At 67.9% G+C, this 14624-nt stretch carries 13 protein-coding genes and 2 pseudogenes; 7 read left to right on the top strand and 8 right to left on the bottom strand.

Annotation, left to right across the window (positions count from 1 at the left end; all coding sequences use genetic code 11):
* Positions 1-11 precede the first annotated feature (11 nt).
* Positions 12-896 (bottom strand): crotonase/enoyl-CoA hydratase family protein, encoded by an 885-nt coding sequence (locus AVE30378_RS25260; protein WP_129244773.1) that lies wholly within the window; start codon positions 894-896, stop codon positions 12-14.
* A 297-nt stretch (positions 897-1193) separates the two neighbouring features.
* Positions 1194-1937, bottom strand: a complete 744-nt coding sequence (locus AVE30378_RS25265; RefSeq protein ID WP_129244775.1) for an SDR family oxidoreductase — start codon at positions 1935-1937, stop codon at positions 1194-1196.
* A gap of 115 nt (positions 1938-2052) precedes the next feature.
* Here AVE30378_RS25265 and AVE30378_RS25270 point away from each other — a divergent pair, with 115 nt between their 5' ends.
* Positions 2053-2964, top strand: a complete 912-nt coding sequence (locus tag AVE30378_RS25270) for a LysR family transcriptional regulator (RefSeq protein WP_129244777.1) — start codon at positions 2053-2055, stop codon at positions 2962-2964.
* Here AVE30378_RS25270 and AVE30378_RS25275 read toward each other — a convergent pair.
* Positions 2943-4337 carry a GntP family permease gene (locus tag AVE30378_RS25275; protein ID WP_129244779.1) on the bottom strand — a complete coding sequence of 465 codons (1395 nt, stop codon included), beginning with the start codon at positions 4335-4337 and terminating at the stop codon, positions 2943-2945. The two genes, AVE30378_RS25270 and AVE30378_RS25275, sit on opposite strands and share 22 nt — an antisense overlap.
* Positions 4338-4413: 76 nt before the next feature.
* Entirely contained in the window at positions 4414-6573 is a 2160-nt protein-coding gene (locus AVE30378_RS25280) for a TonB-dependent siderophore receptor (RefSeq protein WP_129244781.1), read from the bottom strand.
* Between the two features lie 138 nt (positions 6574-6711).
* Here AVE30378_RS25280 and AVE30378_RS25285 point away from each other — a divergent pair, with 138 nt between their 5' ends.
* A complete protein-coding gene (locus tag AVE30378_RS25285; protein ID WP_129244783.1) occupies positions 6712-7476 on the top strand; it encodes an AraC family transcriptional regulator in 765 nt (254 codons plus the stop codon).
* Here the strand turns inward: AVE30378_RS25285 and AVE30378_RS25290 are convergent.
* Positions 7473-7907, bottom strand: a complete 435-nt coding sequence (locus AVE30378_RS25290; RefSeq protein WP_129244785.1) for an NUDIX hydrolase — start codon at positions 7905-7907, stop codon at positions 7473-7475. The two genes, AVE30378_RS25285 and AVE30378_RS25290, sit on opposite strands and share 4 nt — an antisense overlap.
* Before the next feature lie 35 nt (positions 7908-7942).
* The gene (gene tetR / locus AVE30378_RS25295; protein ID WP_129244787.1) at positions 7943-8536 is read right to left on the bottom strand and encodes a tetracycline resistance transcriptional repressor TetR; all 594 of its coding nucleotides are present in this window, start codon (positions 8534-8536) and stop codon (positions 7943-7945) included.
* Between the two features lie 79 nt (positions 8537-8615).
* Between tetR and AVE30378_RS25300 the strand changes: the two are divergent.
* The 3 genes and pseudogenes from AVE30378_RS25300 to AVE30378_RS25310 all read left to right on the top strand — a co-directional run.
* A pseudogene (locus AVE30378_RS25300) lies at positions 8616-9005 on the top strand (MFS transporter); the annotation flags it as partial.
* A gap of 5 nt (positions 9006-9010) precedes the next feature.
* Positions 9011-9919: an MFS transporter gene (locus AVE30378_RS25305; RefSeq protein ID WP_425265792.1), complete on the top strand. Its 909-nt coding sequence runs from the start codon at positions 9011-9013 to the stop codon at positions 9917-9919.
* Entirely contained in the window at positions 9916-10509 is a 594-nt protein-coding gene (locus AVE30378_RS25310) for a 2-hydroxychromene-2-carboxylate isomerase (RefSeq protein WP_129244789.1), read from the top strand. Before AVE30378_RS25305 ends, AVE30378_RS25310 begins: the two co-directional genes overlap by 4 nt.
* A 13-nt stretch (positions 10510-10522) precedes the next feature.
* On the opposite strand, the gene AVE30378_RS25315 is transcribed toward AVE30378_RS25310, so the two are convergent.
* Both AVE30378_RS25315 and AVE30378_RS25320 read right to left on the bottom strand, forming a co-directional pair.
* On the bottom strand, positions 10523-11845 hold the full coding sequence (locus AVE30378_RS25315; protein ID WP_208742437.1) for an MFS transporter: 1323 nt from the start codon (positions 11843-11845) through the stop codon (positions 10523-10525).
* Between the two features lie 245 nt (positions 11846-12090).
* Positions 12091-12981, bottom strand: coding sequence for a LysR family transcriptional regulator (locus AVE30378_RS25320; RefSeq protein ID WP_129244793.1), 891 nt, complete (start codon positions 12979-12981; stop codon positions 12091-12093).
* Positions 12982-13081: 100 nt separating this feature from the next.
* On the opposite strand from AVE30378_RS25320, the gene AVE30378_RS25325 reads away from it, so the two are divergent.
* Positions 13082-14437, top strand: a complete 1356-nt coding sequence (locus tag AVE30378_RS25325; protein ID WP_129244795.1) for a dihydroorotase — start codon at positions 13082-13084, stop codon at positions 14435-14437.
* 11 nt (positions 14438-14448) lie between these two features.
* A pseudogene (locus AVE30378_RS32915) lies at positions 14449-14624 on the top strand (Zn-dependent hydrolase); the annotation flags it as partial.

Consider the following 14624-nt stretch of genomic DNA (forward strand, 5'->3'; position numbering starts at 1 on the left):
CCGCGCCGGCGTCAGTGCATGGTGGCTTCCATCGCGGCGTCGGCGGTGACGGCGCTGCGCCGGTTCTGCGCGATCACCAGGCGCTCCATGTAGGCCCGGTCCTTCGGATCGATCGAGAACGCGGCGTCGACCCAATCCTCGGTAATGTCCATCAGCTCGGAACGCGGCAGGCTCAGCACGCGCTGGCGCGTGCGCAGCATGGCGCGCATGCCGTTGAGCTTGGGCCGCATGACGTCGATGAACGTGCGCGTGGCCTTGTAGGCGTCGCCCGGCTCGAACAGCACGTCCACCAGGCCCCTGGCGTGGAACCATTCGGCGGTGTGGGATTCGCCCGTGCCGATCAGTTCTTCCGCGAGCTTCATGCCCGAGCGCCGGGCCACCAGCGAATAGCCGCCCATGCCCGGGAACAGGTTGAACGCCATTTCCGGGAAGCCCATGCGGGCATTGTTCTGGGCCAGCACGAAATGGTGGGCCAGCGCGGCCTCGAAGCCGCCGCCCAGCGCCGTGCCTTCGATCATTGCCAGCGAGATCGCGCCGGTGTCGAAGCCGCGCGTGGCCGCGTGCACGCAATCCACGCAAGCCCGGGCATAGGCCCGCAAGGCCTCGCGCTTGCCGGTGCGGATGGCTTCGGCGAAGAAGTTGAGGTCGCCGCCGACGTTGTAGATCTGCGGAACCAGCGAACCCGTGACCCAGAAGTCGATGGGCAGGCCGGAATCCTTGGCGGCCCGCGCCAGGGTCATGATTTCGTCGATCAATTCATGGTTAAAGCATGGGCGCGGCTGCGCCCGGAGCATCATCCACATGACTCGACGTCCCTCCTCGTAAAACGCGGAGATCTGTTTCAGATTGCCTGCTGCGGTGAAGGGGTGGCAGTCCGGATGAATGAGTTGATTCATTTGCTTTCGTCCAATCGATCAAGGTGAGTCGGAGTACTGCGGAGTCAGCCTAATACAGACCTTCCGGCTTCCGTCTCATGCAAACCTCATGCGACTGGCCAGACTTGTCCGTAAGTCAAAGGTCCGAGTGATCGTTGGAAAAAAGCGCGGCGCGCCATGGCCCGCTCAGCCCATCAGGCGAGGCGGGCATGGGTAGAACGGATGAGGACGCACGCAAATCCGCGGCTGTCCGGGCGGCGCGCCGCAAGTCCGCCGCGGCGGGCGGGCTCATGCGTAGGGAGGAGGAAGACGGCGCGTTCAGGCAAGGCCGCCGTTGGCGCGCAGGACCTGGCCGTTGACCCAGCCGGCGTCGGGGCCCGCCAGGAACGACACCACGCCCGAGATGTCGTCGGGCTGGCCCAGGCGTTCCAGGGGCGGCATCTTGGCGTAGTGCTCGATCAGTTCCGGGCTCTTGCCTTTCATGAACAGTTCGGTGGCGACCGGGCCCGGGGCCACCGCGTTGACGGTGATGCGGCGCCCGCGCAGTTCCTTGGCGAACACCTGGGTGAGGCTTTCCACCGCCGCCTTGCTGGCGATGTAGACGGCGTAGCCCGGCAGGTTGAGCGCGACGGTGGTGCTGGACACGTTGACGATGGCGCCGCCGTCGGCCAGGCGGGCGGCCGCCTCGCGCAGCGTGTTGAAGGTGCCGCGCGTGTTGATGGCGAAGGTGCGCTCGAACAGGTCGTCGCTGGTCTCGGCCAGCGGCTTGATCTCCAGGATGCCGGCGCTGTTGACCAGCACGTCGACGCGGCCCAGTTCCGCTTCCACCTGGCCGAACATGGCGCGCACGTCGTCGGCGGCGGACACGTCGGCGCGCACCGCCACGGCGCGGCCGCCCGCCAGCCGGATTTCCTCGGCCAGCGCGTCGGCTTGCGCGGCGCTGGAGGCGTAGTTGATGCCGACGGCGAAACCGTCGCGGGCCAGCCGGCGCGCGATGGCGGCGCCGATGCCGCGCGACCCGCCGGTGACCAGGGCGATGCGTTGCGGGGTTTGGACGTTCATGAAGTCTCTCCTGTGGTTGGGGGGATGAGTCGAATCATGGACTATTTCAGGCGGAAGATAATTACTCTATATTCGCTAACATAATTTCATTTGCATTAATAATGGACGGGGCGCGATGGATCGTTTCCAGGAAATGCGGGTGTTCGTGCGCATCGCCGAGCGGCGCAGCTTTTCCAAGGCCGCCGAGGACCTGCGGATACCGCGTCCCACGGTCACCAATCTGATCAAGCGGATGGAGACCCGCCTGGGCGCCCGGCTGCTGGAGCGCACCACGCGGCAGGTGCGGCTGACGCACGACGGAGAGGCCCACTACCGGCGCTGCGTGCGCCTGCTGGCGGACCTGGAAGAGGCCGACGGCGCGTTCCTGGACACCGCGCCCAAGGGGCTGCTGCGCGTCAACGCGCAAGGCACGCTGGCCAGGTTCTTCGTCATGCCGGGGCTGCCCGGCTTCCTGGAACGCTATCCCGACATCGTGCTGCACCTGGGCGAAGACGACCGCCTGGTCGACCTGGTGCGCGAAGGCGTGGATTGCGTGTTGCGCACCGGCTCGCTGCAGGACTCGTCGCTGGCCGGGCGGCAGATCGCCCTGATGCCGCAGGTGACCGTGGCCAGCCCGGCCTATCTGGCGCGCTACGGCGAGCCAACGCGCCTGGAAGACCTGGAGGGGCACCGCGCCGTGGACTACCTGTCCAGCGCCACGGGGCGCAGCCTGCCGCTGGATTTCACGGTGGACGGGCGCAACGTGCAAGTCCGGCCCCGGGCCGTGGTCAGCGTGACCGGGGCCGAGCTTTATACCGGCGCGGCGCTGGCGGGCCTGGGGCTGGTCCAGGTGCCGCGCTACCGCATCGAGCGCGAACTGGCGGCCGGCGAACTCAAGGTCGTGCTGCCCGCCGCGCCGCCCGCGCCCATGCCGGTGTCGGTGCTGTACCCGCAGAACCGCCAGGTGTCCGCGCGGGTGCGGGTCTTTACGCAGTGGCTGGCGGAGATCATTGCCCCCGCCTTCGGTCAGACGATGCCGGTCAGGTAGTACACGGCGATCGCCAGGAAGACCGACAAGGTCGATATCACGGTGATGGCGAAGATATCGCCGTAGGACTGGCGGTGCGTCAGGCCGGTCACCGCCAGCAGGGTGATGACCGCGCCGTTGTGGGGCAGCGTGTCCATGCCGCCGCTGGCCATGGCGGCGATCCGGTGCAGCACCTCCATGGGGATGCCCGCCGCGTTGGCGCTGTCGATGAAGGTCTGCGCCATGGCGGCCAGCGCGATGCTCATGCCGCCCGAGGCCGAGCCCGTGATGCCGGCCAGCGAGGTCACGGCCACGGCTTCGCCCACCAGCGGGTCGGGAATGGCCTTGAGCGCGTCGGCCACCAGCAGGAAGCCGGGCAGCGCGGCGATGACGCCGCCGAAGCCATACTCGGCCGCGGTGTTCATGGAGGCCAGCAGCGCGCCCGATACCGCGCTTTTGCTGCCCTCGGCGAAGTGCGCCTTGATGGCCCGGAACGAGAACAGCAGGATGGTGACGATGCCGGCGATCAGCGCGCCCATGACGGCCCACAGCGCCACCTGGTCCTCGGCGTTGACGGGCATGGGCTGGGGCAGCCCGGGCAGCGCCACTTCGGAGCCGGCCGGGTACCAGCCCGGGATCCAGCGCGTCAGCAGGTAATTGGCCACCCCCACCACGACCAGCGGCAGCAGCGCGACCAGCGGGTGGTGGTCGCGTTCGCCGGGCGGCGTGGCGGGTTCGTTGCGCAGGTCCGTGCCATAGGTTTCCCCGGCCGCCGCCGCGCGCTTGCGCCGCCACTCCAGGTAGGCGATGCCGGCCGTCAGCGTGAAGGCCGCGCCGATCAGGCCCAGCCAGGGCGCGGCCCAGGTGGTGGTTTCGAAGAACGTGGTGGGGATGATGTTCTGGATCTGCGGCGTGCCGGGCAGGGCGGTCATGGTGAAGGTGAACGCGCCCAGCGCAATCGCGCCGGGCATCAGCCGCTTCGGAATGCCGCCCTGGCGGAACATCTCGGCGGCGAACGGATAGACCGCGAACACCACCACGAAGAGCGACACGCCGCCGTAGGTCAGCACCGCGCAGACCAGCACGATGGCCAGGATGGCGCGTTCGGCGCCGATCAGGCGCAGCACCGCCTGCACGATGGCGCGCGAGAAGCCCGACAGCTCGATGAGCTTGCCGAACACCGCGCCCAGCAGGAAGACGGGGAAATAGAGCTTGGCGAAGCCCGCCATGCGCTCCATGAAGATGCCCGAGAACACCGGCGCCAGCGCCGAAGGGTCGGTCAGCAGCACCGCGCCCATGGCCGCGATGGGCGCGCACAGGATCACGCTGTAGCCTCGATACGCCGCCAGCATCAGAAACGCCAGCGCCGCCACCACGATGAACAATCCGGTCATTCGGTGCTCCAGGAATGAAGAGATAAGGGGTGAGGGGCTACACCTTACCGCATCCTTCCCGGAGACCGGGCGGCGATCAGTATGTGGCGCGCAAGGTCAGCATCACATTGCGGGGTTCGCCATACACGCTGTAGTAGCTGGACGGCACCCGGCTGTAGTAGTGGCGGTCGAACGCGTTGTTCAAGGTGATGGACGCGTCCAGGTTGCGGTTGACGCGGTAGCCGACCTGCGCGTCGACCACGGCATAGCCGCCCTGCCACGACTCGCCGTTGCGGCTGGTGCGGCTCTGCACCCGCGCGCCCGCGCCCACGCGCCAGCCCGGCAGCACGTCGGGCGTGAATCGGTAGGTGGTCCAGACCTTGAACAGGTGCTTGGGCGACTCCGGATTCACGATCTGGTTTTCCTGCGTGGGGTCGGACAGGTAGCGGGTCTGAAGATAGGTGTAGCCGGCGTATACGTCCCAGTTGGGCAGCAGGCGGCCGGTGATTTCGGCTTCGACGCCCTGGCTTTGCGCTTCGCCCTGGGAGACATACCGTCCAGGGTTCGCGTCGTCCGGCACGGCACGGTGGTTGTCGCGGATCCGGAACAGGGCCAGGGACGCGTTGGCGGCGCCGTCCAGGAACTCGCCCTTCAGCCCGATCTCGTATTGCTTGCCCGTGCGCGGGGCCAGCGGCTTGCCGTCGGCCGTCATCTGCCAGGCTTCCGAAAAGGCGAATACGTCGGAGTAGCTGGCATACGCCGACAACCAGGGGTTCAACCGCGCCACCGCGCCGAAGTACGGCACGAATTTGCGCACTTCGGGGTCGCGCCGCGTGTCGCCGGCCGTCGGCAGCACAGGCTGGGTCGCGTTGCGATACCAGCTCTGGCGGCCTCCGGCGATCAGGGTCAGCGGATCGGCCACGTTGAAGCTGAGCTGGCCGTACACGCCCATCTGGCTGGACTTGCTGTTGTCGCCCGAGGTGAACGGCACATCCATTTCCGGCACGTCGATGTGGTGGATGTCGACGCTGTCGATGCCGGCGCCCGACGACCGGCTGTCCTGTTTGCGCTCGGCGTAGTTGGCGCCGACCATGGCCGTGTGGGTGCGGCCGAACAGCGTGAACGGGCCGGAGGCGTGGGTGTCCAGGCCCATCCAGCGGATGCGGTCCTTCTGGAATTGCAGCCAGTAGGCCGCCTGGTCCGTGGCGGGATCGACCGGGCCGTCGATGTAGCCGTACTTGCTGTCCAGGTCGGTCGCCCGGTAATTCATCGACACCTGGCCGGTCCAGCCGTTGGCGAAGCGATGGCTCAGTTCCGCGTAGAACTCGGACAGGTCGGTATCGCCGCGCGCCCAGTCCACGCCGTAGAAGCCGGAGCGGGGGCCGTCCACGAACCTGCCGTCGGAATAGGTCGACAGGCCGTAGTCGAAAGGCTCCATGCGCGTTTTCTGGTAGGCCGCCGACAGCGTCAGCAATGTATTGGCGGTCAGGTCGAATTCCAGCGATCCGTAGACCAGGCCCTGGCGCGTATGGGCTTCGTCCATCGAGTAGTCGCGGTCCTGGCCGGCCAGCCCGGCCCGGGCGCGGACCCGGCCGTCGGCGGTCACCGGGCCGGTGACGTCCAGTTCGGTGCGGTAGTTGTTCCAGGATCCGGCCATGACGCTGCCGGTCAGGCTGAAGTCGTCCAGCGGACGCTTGCGCACCAGGTTGACGGTGCCGGCCGGGCTGCCGAAGCCTTGCAGCAGGCCCGCCGGGCCGCGCAGCACTTCAATCCGGTCGTACATCGCCAAGTCGAACTGCGGCAGGTATTGCAGCGCGCCGTTGGCGGGCACGCCGTCGAACTGGACGTCGGTTTCGTAGCCGCGCGCGGTGAAATAGGCGGTGCCGTCGCCATAGCTCATGGCGCTCACCCCGGTGGTCTCGCGCAGCGCGTCCTGCACGGTGGTCATGTTCTGGTCGTCCATGCGCTGGCGCGTCACGACGGACACCGAGTTGGGGATGTCGCGCACGTTCGTGGCGCTCTTGCCGATGGTGACGGTGTTGGCGGTGTAGGACTGCGAACCCTCGGTCTGGCCGGGGTCGGAGAGTTTCTCGGCCGCGCCGGTGACGCGTACGGGACTCAGTTGCGGGACATCGTCGGCGGCCCGGGCCAGGCCGGGCAGGCAGGCCTGGGCCAGCAGGGCGGCGGCGAGGGTCAGGCGGAAGGCGGGGAGGCGGCGTGGGGCAAATGCGACAGGGAGAAGTGCGGCGGGCGTCATTTTCTTTTGAAAACAATGGGAATCATTTGCATTAATGATAAAAAGCAATTTCCCTGCGCGCTGGACAGAAAATGTCGAAAAACGGACATAACTGGCTGGATTGCGAGCCTTTCAACCTTTTCTATCGAAATCCCGCCAATGCGTGAGTTTCCCGTCGAGGCGCCGCCCGTGGTGGCGCGCTCGTTCCACTACGAAGATGGCCAGCGGCAAGAGCCGCATTCGCACGAGCGCATCCAACTGATGTATTCGCCCACCGGCATCATGCGCGTCATGACCGAGGACGGCGCCTGGCTGCTGGCGCCGATGCGCGCGCTGTGGATCCCGCCGGGCGTGGCCCACGAGGTGCGCATGGTCGGCCAGGTGACGATGCGCTCGGCCTTCATCGCGCCCGACGCCGCGCCCTGGCTATGGAAGGATACTTGCGCGCTGGACGTGGCGCCGCTGATGCGCGAACTGATCCTGGCGCTGAACCAGCCGGTGGCGCGCCACGGGCCGGTGCAGCGGCTGAGCGCCGAGCTGTTGCTGAACCTGCTGGCCGGCACCGAGCGGCAGCATCGCCAACTGCCGCTGCCGTTCGACCGGCGCCTGCGCAAGGTCTGCGCGGCGGTGCTGCAGTCGCCCGGCAACGACGACACGCTGGAACAGTGGGGCGAGCGCATGGGCGCCAGCGCGCGCACGCTGGCGCGGCGCATGAAGGACGAGACCGGCATGAGCTTCCACAACTGGCGGCTGCAGGTGCGCATCGACGAAGGCATCTGCCGGCTGCTGCAGGGGCAGCCGGTGGTGAGCGTGGCGCGGGCGCTGGGGTATGCCGGCGCCAGCGCCTTCGTCTATATGTTCCGCAATGTGATGGGGGTGTCGCCGACGCGGTATCTGGAGCAGATCGCGGGCGGGCCGCGCTAGCCTTCCAGCAGCGCCAGCGCCTTGCGCGCCACCGCCGCGACGCCGAAGCTGGTCGCCAGGGCCTGGCCCTCCAGCTCGGCCAGCGGCACCCAGCGCGCGTCCAGCGCATCATCGCCGGCCACCGGCTCGCCGGCCTGCCAGCGGCACAGCACCGCGATCAGGATGTAATGCCGGCGCAGCGCGCCGGCCTCGTCATGGTCGAACACGTCGACGGCGTCGAAGACGCGCAGCGGCTGGGCGCGTACGCCGCATTCCTCGAACAGTTCGCGCGCGGCGGCGTCCTCGATCCGTTCGCCGGCCTCGATCTTGCCGCCCGGAAAGGCCCAGCGGCCCTGGTCCGGCGGGTTGGCGCGCCGCACCAGCAGCACGTGGCCGTCGCGCACCACGGCGGCGATGGTGGCGGGAATGGGGCGTGAGGGCGGCGTGGTCATGTCGGGTTGTCCTTGGGGGTGTGGGCCGGCGGCATTCAGTCGGGCGCCAGGCCGGCGAGCATCATCGCCAGGCCATATTCAAAGGTGGCGTCCGGTCCCTGCCTGTCCAGCGCTTTCATGGCGCGGGCCAGGGCGGGCGGCGGCGTGGGCGGGTCGGCGCGTTCGGGGGCGGCGGCTTCGGCGGCCTGCTGTTCCATGACCGAGCCGACCACGTAGTGGCCGATGGCGACCAGGGCGTTGGCCGCCTGCAGCGGCTTGAAGCCGGCATCGCAGAGCAGCTTCAATTGCGCCTCGACGCGATCGTACTGGGGCTCGGCGGGGCGGGTGCCGGCGTGGATGCGGGCGCCGTCGCGGTAGGCCAGCAGCGACCGGCGAAAGCTGCGCGCATTGGCGTACAGGAAGTCCTTCCAGGGCGCGCCGGGCGGCGGCATCGACTGGGTGTGGCTGCGCGCCATGGCGTCGGCCAGCGCGTCCAGCAGCGCCTGCTTGTTCTTGAAGTGCCAGTACAGCGCTGGCTGTTGCACGCCCAGGCGCTCGGCCAGCCTGCGGGTGGTCAGGCCGTCCACGCCCACTTCATTGAGCAGTTCGAGGGCGCTGGCGATGACGGCGTCGCGTTGCAATTTGGCCATGGGGATTCCGGTTCGGCTTGATAATTTATCGACGATCAATTTATCATGCGAAAACTTATCGTTGATAAATTTCATCCTCATGCCGGACCGCGCCATCGCCTTGCTGCTTTTCATCGTCACCCTGGACGCCGCCGGGATCGGGCTCATCATGCCGGTGTTGCCCGGCCTGCTCGACCAGTTGAGCGACCCGGCCTCGACCCCCGCCCACTACGGCCTGCTGCTGTCGCTGTACGCGCTGGCGCAATGCCTGGCCGGGCCCGTCCTGGGGGCGCTGTCCGACCGCTACGGGCGGCGGCCGGTGCTGCTGGCGTCGCTGGCGGGCGCGGCCGTCGACTACGTGGTGATGGCGGCCGCGCCGGCGCTGTGGGTGCTGTACCCGGGCCGCATCCTGGCGGGCATCACGGGGGCCACCGGCGCGGTGGCCGCCGCCAGCATCGCCGATGCCGGCGATCCGTCGCGGCGCGCCCGGCGCTGATGGCGGTGGAACACGCGCCGGCCGGCAAGAAGGGCTTCTTCGGCAGCCTGCCGCAGGCCGGCGTGGCGCCGGGCCTGATCCTGTCGTCCCTGGCGATGGGGGCCGTCGCCGCCTTGCCCGAGGCCGACATGCTGGCCTGGGGCTGGCGCCTGCCGTTCCTGGCCAGCGTCGTGCTGCTGCTGGTGGGATGGTTCATCCGCGTCAAGGTGGCCGAATCGCCGGACTTCGAGCAGATGCGCGAAAAAGGCGCCAAGGTCGAGGTGCCGGTGGCCGAGGTGCTGAAGCATCACCGGCGGGCCCTGCTGGTGGTGGTGGGCGCCAGGCTCGCGGAGGTGACCTGGTTCTACACCGTGGTGACCTTCTCGCTGGCCTACGCGACGGGCACCCTGGGCATCCCCCGCTCGGTCATGCTGGACGCCACGATCTGGGGCGCGGCCGTCGCCTTGTTCACCATGCCGCTGTTCGGCATGCTGGGCGACAGGATCGGCCACAAATGGGTGTTCATGGCGGGCACCGTGGGCATCCTGGCCTGCGCGCCGGTGTTCTTCCATCTGCTGGGCACGCGCGACACCGGGTGGATCATCCTGGCGGTCTGCCTCGCGGTCGGCCTGGTCTACGCTTGCCTGTACGGGCCGGAAGGCACCTTGTTCTCCAGCCAGTTCCCGGCCGAAGTCCGCTACACGGGAATCTCGCTGGCGGTGCAGGTATCCGGCGCCATCGGCGGCGGCCTCGCGCCCATCGTGGCGACCTGGCTGCTGGCAAAGGGCGGGGGCGATCCCCGCTACGTGGTGTGGTACTTGAGCATCCTGGGGGTGATCGCCTTGTTCAGCGCGTGGCTGATGCGCAGCGAGGCCTCCGCGGCCGTCGGCCTGCGGGTGCCTTCGAGCGCCAAACTGAGGACGCCATGAAAACCATCGACTACTACTTCTGGATGAATTCGGACTGGGCCTACCTGGGCGCCGACCGCCTGGAGGCGCTGGCCCAACGCCAGGGGGCGGCGATCCGCTACCTGCCGGTGGACCTGCCCGACGTCTATGCCCGCACCGGCGGGATCCTGCTGGGCCGGCGCTCGCCCGAGCGCCTGGCCTACCGCGTGGCGGAACTGGCGCGCTGGTGCCGCAAGCTGGGGATCCACGTCAATCCGCAACCGGCCCACATGTGCCCCGACGCGGGCCTGGCCTCGCGCATCGTCATCGCCGCGGACCAGGCCGGCCTGCCGGTGGCGGCGCTGTACAAGGCCATCCTGAAGGCCGAGTGGTGCGACGAGCAGGACATCTCCGACGCGGCCACGCTGCGCGCCATCCTGTTGCGCCAGGGGCTGGACGCCCCGGCGCTGCTGGCGGCGGCGGCCCGGCCCGAGGCGCGGGCGGCCTATCGGCGGAACACGGACGCGGCGGTCGAGGCCGGCGTGTTCGGATCGCCCGCGTACGTCTACCGGGGCGAGGTCTTCTGGGGCCAGGACCGGCTGGACATGCTGGAAGAGGCTGTGGCGGGGTAGGGGGGGCGGGCGCTTAAATGTGCCTGCCCTGCGGCAGCACGGTCAAGGCCACCAGGGCGACGATACTGGCGCCCATCACATACAGGGCGGGAGCGAAGGCCACGCCCGTGGTGTAGGTGATCCAGGTCAGGATGGCCGGAGCGAAGCCGCCCAGGACGGTCACCGCGGTGTTGTACGTCAGGGACATGCCCGAGGAGCGCACCGCGGTGGGGAACACCTCGGACAGCGCGGCGGGCGCCACGCCGACGTACATCGCCACCATCAGGCAGAACAGCGATTGCACCACGATCAGCGTCATTTGCGTGTGCGATGCCTGCAGCCACATCATGAGCGGATAGACGGCGATCAGCAGGACCAGGGCGGCCGCGCGCAGCAGGTTGCGGCGGCCGTAGCGGTCCGACAGGGTGCCGGAGAATACACAGCCGCCGGTCAGGAACAGATTGCCCACCAGCGCGGCCAGGAAAGCTTGCGAGCTGGTGAAGCCCATCGACTTCTGCACGTAGATCGGCATGAAGATGATGAGCGCGTAGGGTCCGACGGCCCAGAGTACCGACATGCAAAGCCCGGTCAGCAGCTCCTTGGGATAGTTGCGGATGACGGCCAGCAGCGGCGCCTTGACCCGGGCGTTCTGGCGAGCCTGGCGTTCCTGTTCTTCGCGGAAGTGCGGCGTTTCGTCCAGCGCGGCGCGCATCCACAAGCCGACCGGCGCAATGGCCAGGCCGATGATGAACGGAATGCGCCAGCCCCATTCGCCGACCTGTTGCTCGGTCAGCAGGGTGGTGACCAGGGTTGCCACGAGAGCGCCCAGCAGATTGGAGATGCCCATGCTGGCCTGCAGCCAGGAGGCGTATTGGCCGCGCTTGCCTTCGGGCGCGTGTTCCACCAGAAAGGCGGTGGCGCCGCCGACTTCGCCGCCGGCGGAGAAGCCTTGCAGCACGCGGCCGCAGACGATCAGCAGCGGAGCGCCCACGCCTATGGCGGCATAGGGAGGCGCGGCGGCGATCAGCAGGGTGCCCAGGGCCATCAGCATGATGGTCAGAGTCAGGGTCGCCTTGCGGCCGGCGCGGTCGCCGTAGGAACCCAGTACCAGCGCGCCCAGCGGACGGACCACGAAGCCCAGGCCGAAGGCCAGGAACGACGTCATTAGCTGGACGGTCGGGTTGGCGTCCTTGAAAAAATTCTGTCCGATGTAGACCGCGAACAGGGCATAGACCGTGAAGTCATACCATTCGAGGGCATTGCCGGCCGAAGCGGCAATGACTGCCTTGCGTCCGCTGTGGTGCCGTGCGGGTTGGGTCGCGGTCCGGCCCGGCAAGGCCTCGGCGCCCAGATTCATGGAGATGTCCTTCATTATTTCCCAATTCAGATCGTGCGCGTTCGGGTTGCGCCTGGTGTGTGGTGTATGTGGTCCCCGGAAAGACGAGCGCATCATAGAAATCAATCTCGATAATGTCGTATTACCTTTTGTTCCTGGTCCATAACATCAAATTAATCCCTGGCCCCCCGCCATAGCGGGACATGGGGGACGGTTGAGGTCACGCTAAGGGATAACCCCGACGTTCATATCGGGCAGAAGGGGGCCTAGTTGTGCTGTTCGAGGTTGTGCAGCACGTTGATGAAGGCCAGGGCGGGGCGCGACAGGGGCTGTAGCTGCAAATGGAAGACGTTCACGGGCGCGTTCACCGTGCCTCGGATGGGAACCGTCACCACTTTCGACCAAATCGGTCCGGCCACGGTGATTTCGTCCACCAGCGCCACGCCCGCGCCGGCCTGCACCAGGGCGCAGGCCACGTGGGCCTGCTGCACTTCGATGCGCGGTTCCGGCTGCGAGTCCTCGTCGCCGAACAGCCGGTTGATCAGCATGCCGAAGGGAATGTCGGCGCTGTAGCCGATCAGCGGCTCGTTGATCAGGTCGCGCACTTCCACCTGGCCGCGCGCGGCCAGCGGGTGGCCCTTGGGCAGGACCGCGACGATCTTGTTCTCGTAGAGAGGCTGCGAGGCCAGGCTCGGGTGCTCCACCGGCATATAGGCCACGCCCAGTTCCACCTGCTGCGTCAGCAGCGCCTGTTGCAGCGTCGCCGGGATCTGGGTCTGCAGCACGATGCGCATCTGCGGGTAGCGCTTGCGGAACTGCGCGATGGCGCGCGGCAGCAGGGATTGGCCCAGGCTGGGGCTGCAGGACAGGCGCAACTGCCCCTCGCGGTTCTCCGCCAGGTTGTCGGCCACTTCGTTCACGCGCTGCACGTTCTGGTAGAGCGCGGTGACTTCCACGAACAGCCGGCGGGCTTCCGGCGTGGGGTAGAGCCGGCCCTTGATGCGCTGGAACAGCATCAGTCCCAGGCGTTGTTCGGTATAGGCGATCAATCGGCTGACCGCGGGTTGGGACACGAACAGCAGCTTGGACGCGCCGCTGATGGAACCGCTGAGCATGATGGCCCGGAAGACCTCGATCTGCCGCAGATTCAATTTCATATGCTTAACCTGATGTTAATTCCGATGCACATATAAGCATAAGACGTTTTGGCAGGTCGCTCACTACACTGCACCCACTGATTTAAGGATGGAAGCGGTCATGAGCGATTTCGATTTGGTGGTGCGCGGCAATATCGTCGACCCGGATGCGGTGGCGGTGGACGGCTGGCTGGCGGTGCGGGAGGGAAAGATCGCGGCGCGCGGCGTGGGCGCGCCTCCCGCGGCGCGGGCCAGCGTGGACGCGAGGGGCCAGTGGATCGTCCCCGGCGTGGTGGACGGCCAAGTGCATTCGGGCAGCCAGCAGAACCAGGAGGGGCTGGGCTGGGCCTCGCGCGCCGCGGCGGCGGGCGGCGTCACCGTCATGGTGGACATGCCCTACGACGATCCGGAGCCCGTGGCCTCGCGTCCTCAACTGGACGCCAAGATCGCCGAAGCGGAGCGCGACTGTCATGTGGACGTCGCGCTGTTCGGCACCCTGAACACCCAGCATGGCCTGGCCGCCGCGGCCGGCCTGATCGAAGGCGGCGTGTGCGCGTTCAAGTTCTCGACCTTCGAGGCTACGCCAGGCCGTTTCCCCCGCATCGAGGAGGACGACCTGTACGAGGCGTTCCGGCTGATCGCGCCGTCCGGACTGGCCTGCGGCGTGCACAATCAGATGCAGGAGCTGACGCGCAAGAATATCGCGCGCCTGGTGGATGCCGCAGACACGGGGTGGGACGCCTTCATGCGCGCCCACACGCCGCTGATCGAAAACCTGGCCACCGCGCTGATCTACGAGATCGGCGCCGAGACGGGCGCGCGCGCGCACGCGGTGCACGTTTCGACCTCGCGCGGGTTCGAGATCTGCAATATGTACCGCCGCAACGGCCATCGCGCCAGCATCGAAACCTGCGTGCAGTACCTGATGCTCAACCATGAAGAGCACACCCGGCGCTTCGGCGCCAAGACCAAGCACTATCCGCCGATCCGGCCGAAGGCGGAGGTCGACCTGCTCTGGACCCATATCGCCAACGACGAATGCACCTTCGTCTCGTCGGACCACGTCAGTTGGGGGCTGGAACGCAAGCAGAATCCCAACGTTTTCAAGAACTCGTCCGGCGGCCCGGGCCTCGAAACGCTGCTGCCCGCCTTCTGGACCGGCTGCGAAGAGCACGGCATCGCGCCGTCCATGGTGGTGCGGCAATTGAGCCGCAACCCGGCGCGGCACTTCCTGCTGGACGACCGCAAGGGCTCGCTGGAGGTGGGCAAGGACGCCGACATCGTCATCCTCAAGCCGGAGCGCCATGCCTACGACCCCGCGGGCAGCCTGTCGGCCGTGCAGTGGAGTTCGTTCGAGGGCCGCGAGTTCTCGGTGCGCGTCGCCGCCACGTGGTGCCGCGGCCAGCAGGTGTTCGACGGCCAGCGCATCGTCAACCAGAAGGGCGACGGCCGCTTCCTGCGCCCGGGCCAGGCTTGAGGACCGGAACCATGGCTGTCGAATTTCCGCCCCTGAACGCCGAGCGCCTCTGGGCCCGCGTCGAAACCCTGTCCCGCTTCACCCTGCCCGACATGCCCTGGACGCGCCGGGCGTTCTCGCCGCTGTTCGGCGAGGCCCGCGCCTGGCTGCGCGGCGAATTCGAAGCCGCGGGCCTGTCCACCCGCCT

Origin of the sequence: Achromobacter veterisilvae (genome assembly GCF_900496975.1) — a bacterium.
Lineage (GTDB): Bacteria > Pseudomonadota > Gammaproteobacteria > Burkholderiales > Burkholderiaceae_B > Achromobacter > Achromobacter veterisilvae.

Bases quoted from the DNA above. Each gene is read 5' to 3' on its own strand.
- AVE30378_RS25260 (WP_129244773.1), bottom strand. From the start codon at position 896: ATGAATCAACTCATTCATCCGGACTGCCACCCCTTCACCGCAGCAGGC.
- AVE30378_RS25265 (WP_129244775.1), bottom strand. From the start codon at position 1,937: ATGAACGTCCAAACCCCGCAACGCATCGCCCTGGTCACCGGCGGGTCG.
- AVE30378_RS25270 (WP_129244777.1), top strand. From the start codon at position 2,053: ATGGATCGTTTCCAGGAAATGCGGGTGTTCGTGCGCATCGCCGAGCGG.
- AVE30378_RS25275 (WP_129244779.1), bottom strand. From the start codon at position 4,337: ATGACCGGATTGTTCATCGTGGTGGCGGCGCTGGCGTTTCTGATGCTG.
- AVE30378_RS25280 (WP_129244781.1), bottom strand. From the start codon at position 6,573: ATGACGCCCGCCGCACTTCTCCCTGTCGCATTTGCCCCACGCCGCCTC.
- AVE30378_RS25285 (WP_129244783.1), top strand. From the start codon at position 6,712: ATGCGTGAGTTTCCCGTCGAGGCGCCGCCCGTGGTGGCGCGCTCGTTC.
- AVE30378_RS25290 (WP_129244785.1), bottom strand. From the start codon at position 7,907: ATGACCACGCCGCCCTCACGCCCCATTCCCGCCACCATCGCCGCCGTG.
- tetR (WP_129244787.1), bottom strand. From the start codon at position 8,536: ATGGCCAAATTGCAACGCGACGCCGTCATCGCCAGCGCCCTCGAACTG.
- AVE30378_RS25305 (WP_425265792.1), top strand. From the start codon at position 9,011: ATGGCGGTGGAACACGCGCCGGCCGGCAAGAAGGGCTTCTTCGGCAGC.
- AVE30378_RS25310 (WP_129244789.1), top strand. From the start codon at position 9,916: ATGAAAACCATCGACTACTACTTCTGGATGAATTCGGACTGGGCCTAC.
- AVE30378_RS25315 (WP_208742437.1), bottom strand. From the start codon at position 11,845: ATGAATCTGGGCGCCGAGGCCTTGCCGGGCCGGACCGCGACCCAACCC.
- AVE30378_RS25320 (WP_129244793.1), bottom strand. From the start codon at position 12,981: ATGAAATTGAATCTGCGGCAGATCGAGGTCTTCCGGGCCATCATGCTC.
- AVE30378_RS25325 (WP_129244795.1), top strand. From the start codon at position 13,082: ATGAGCGATTTCGATTTGGTGGTGCGCGGCAATATCGTCGACCCGGAT.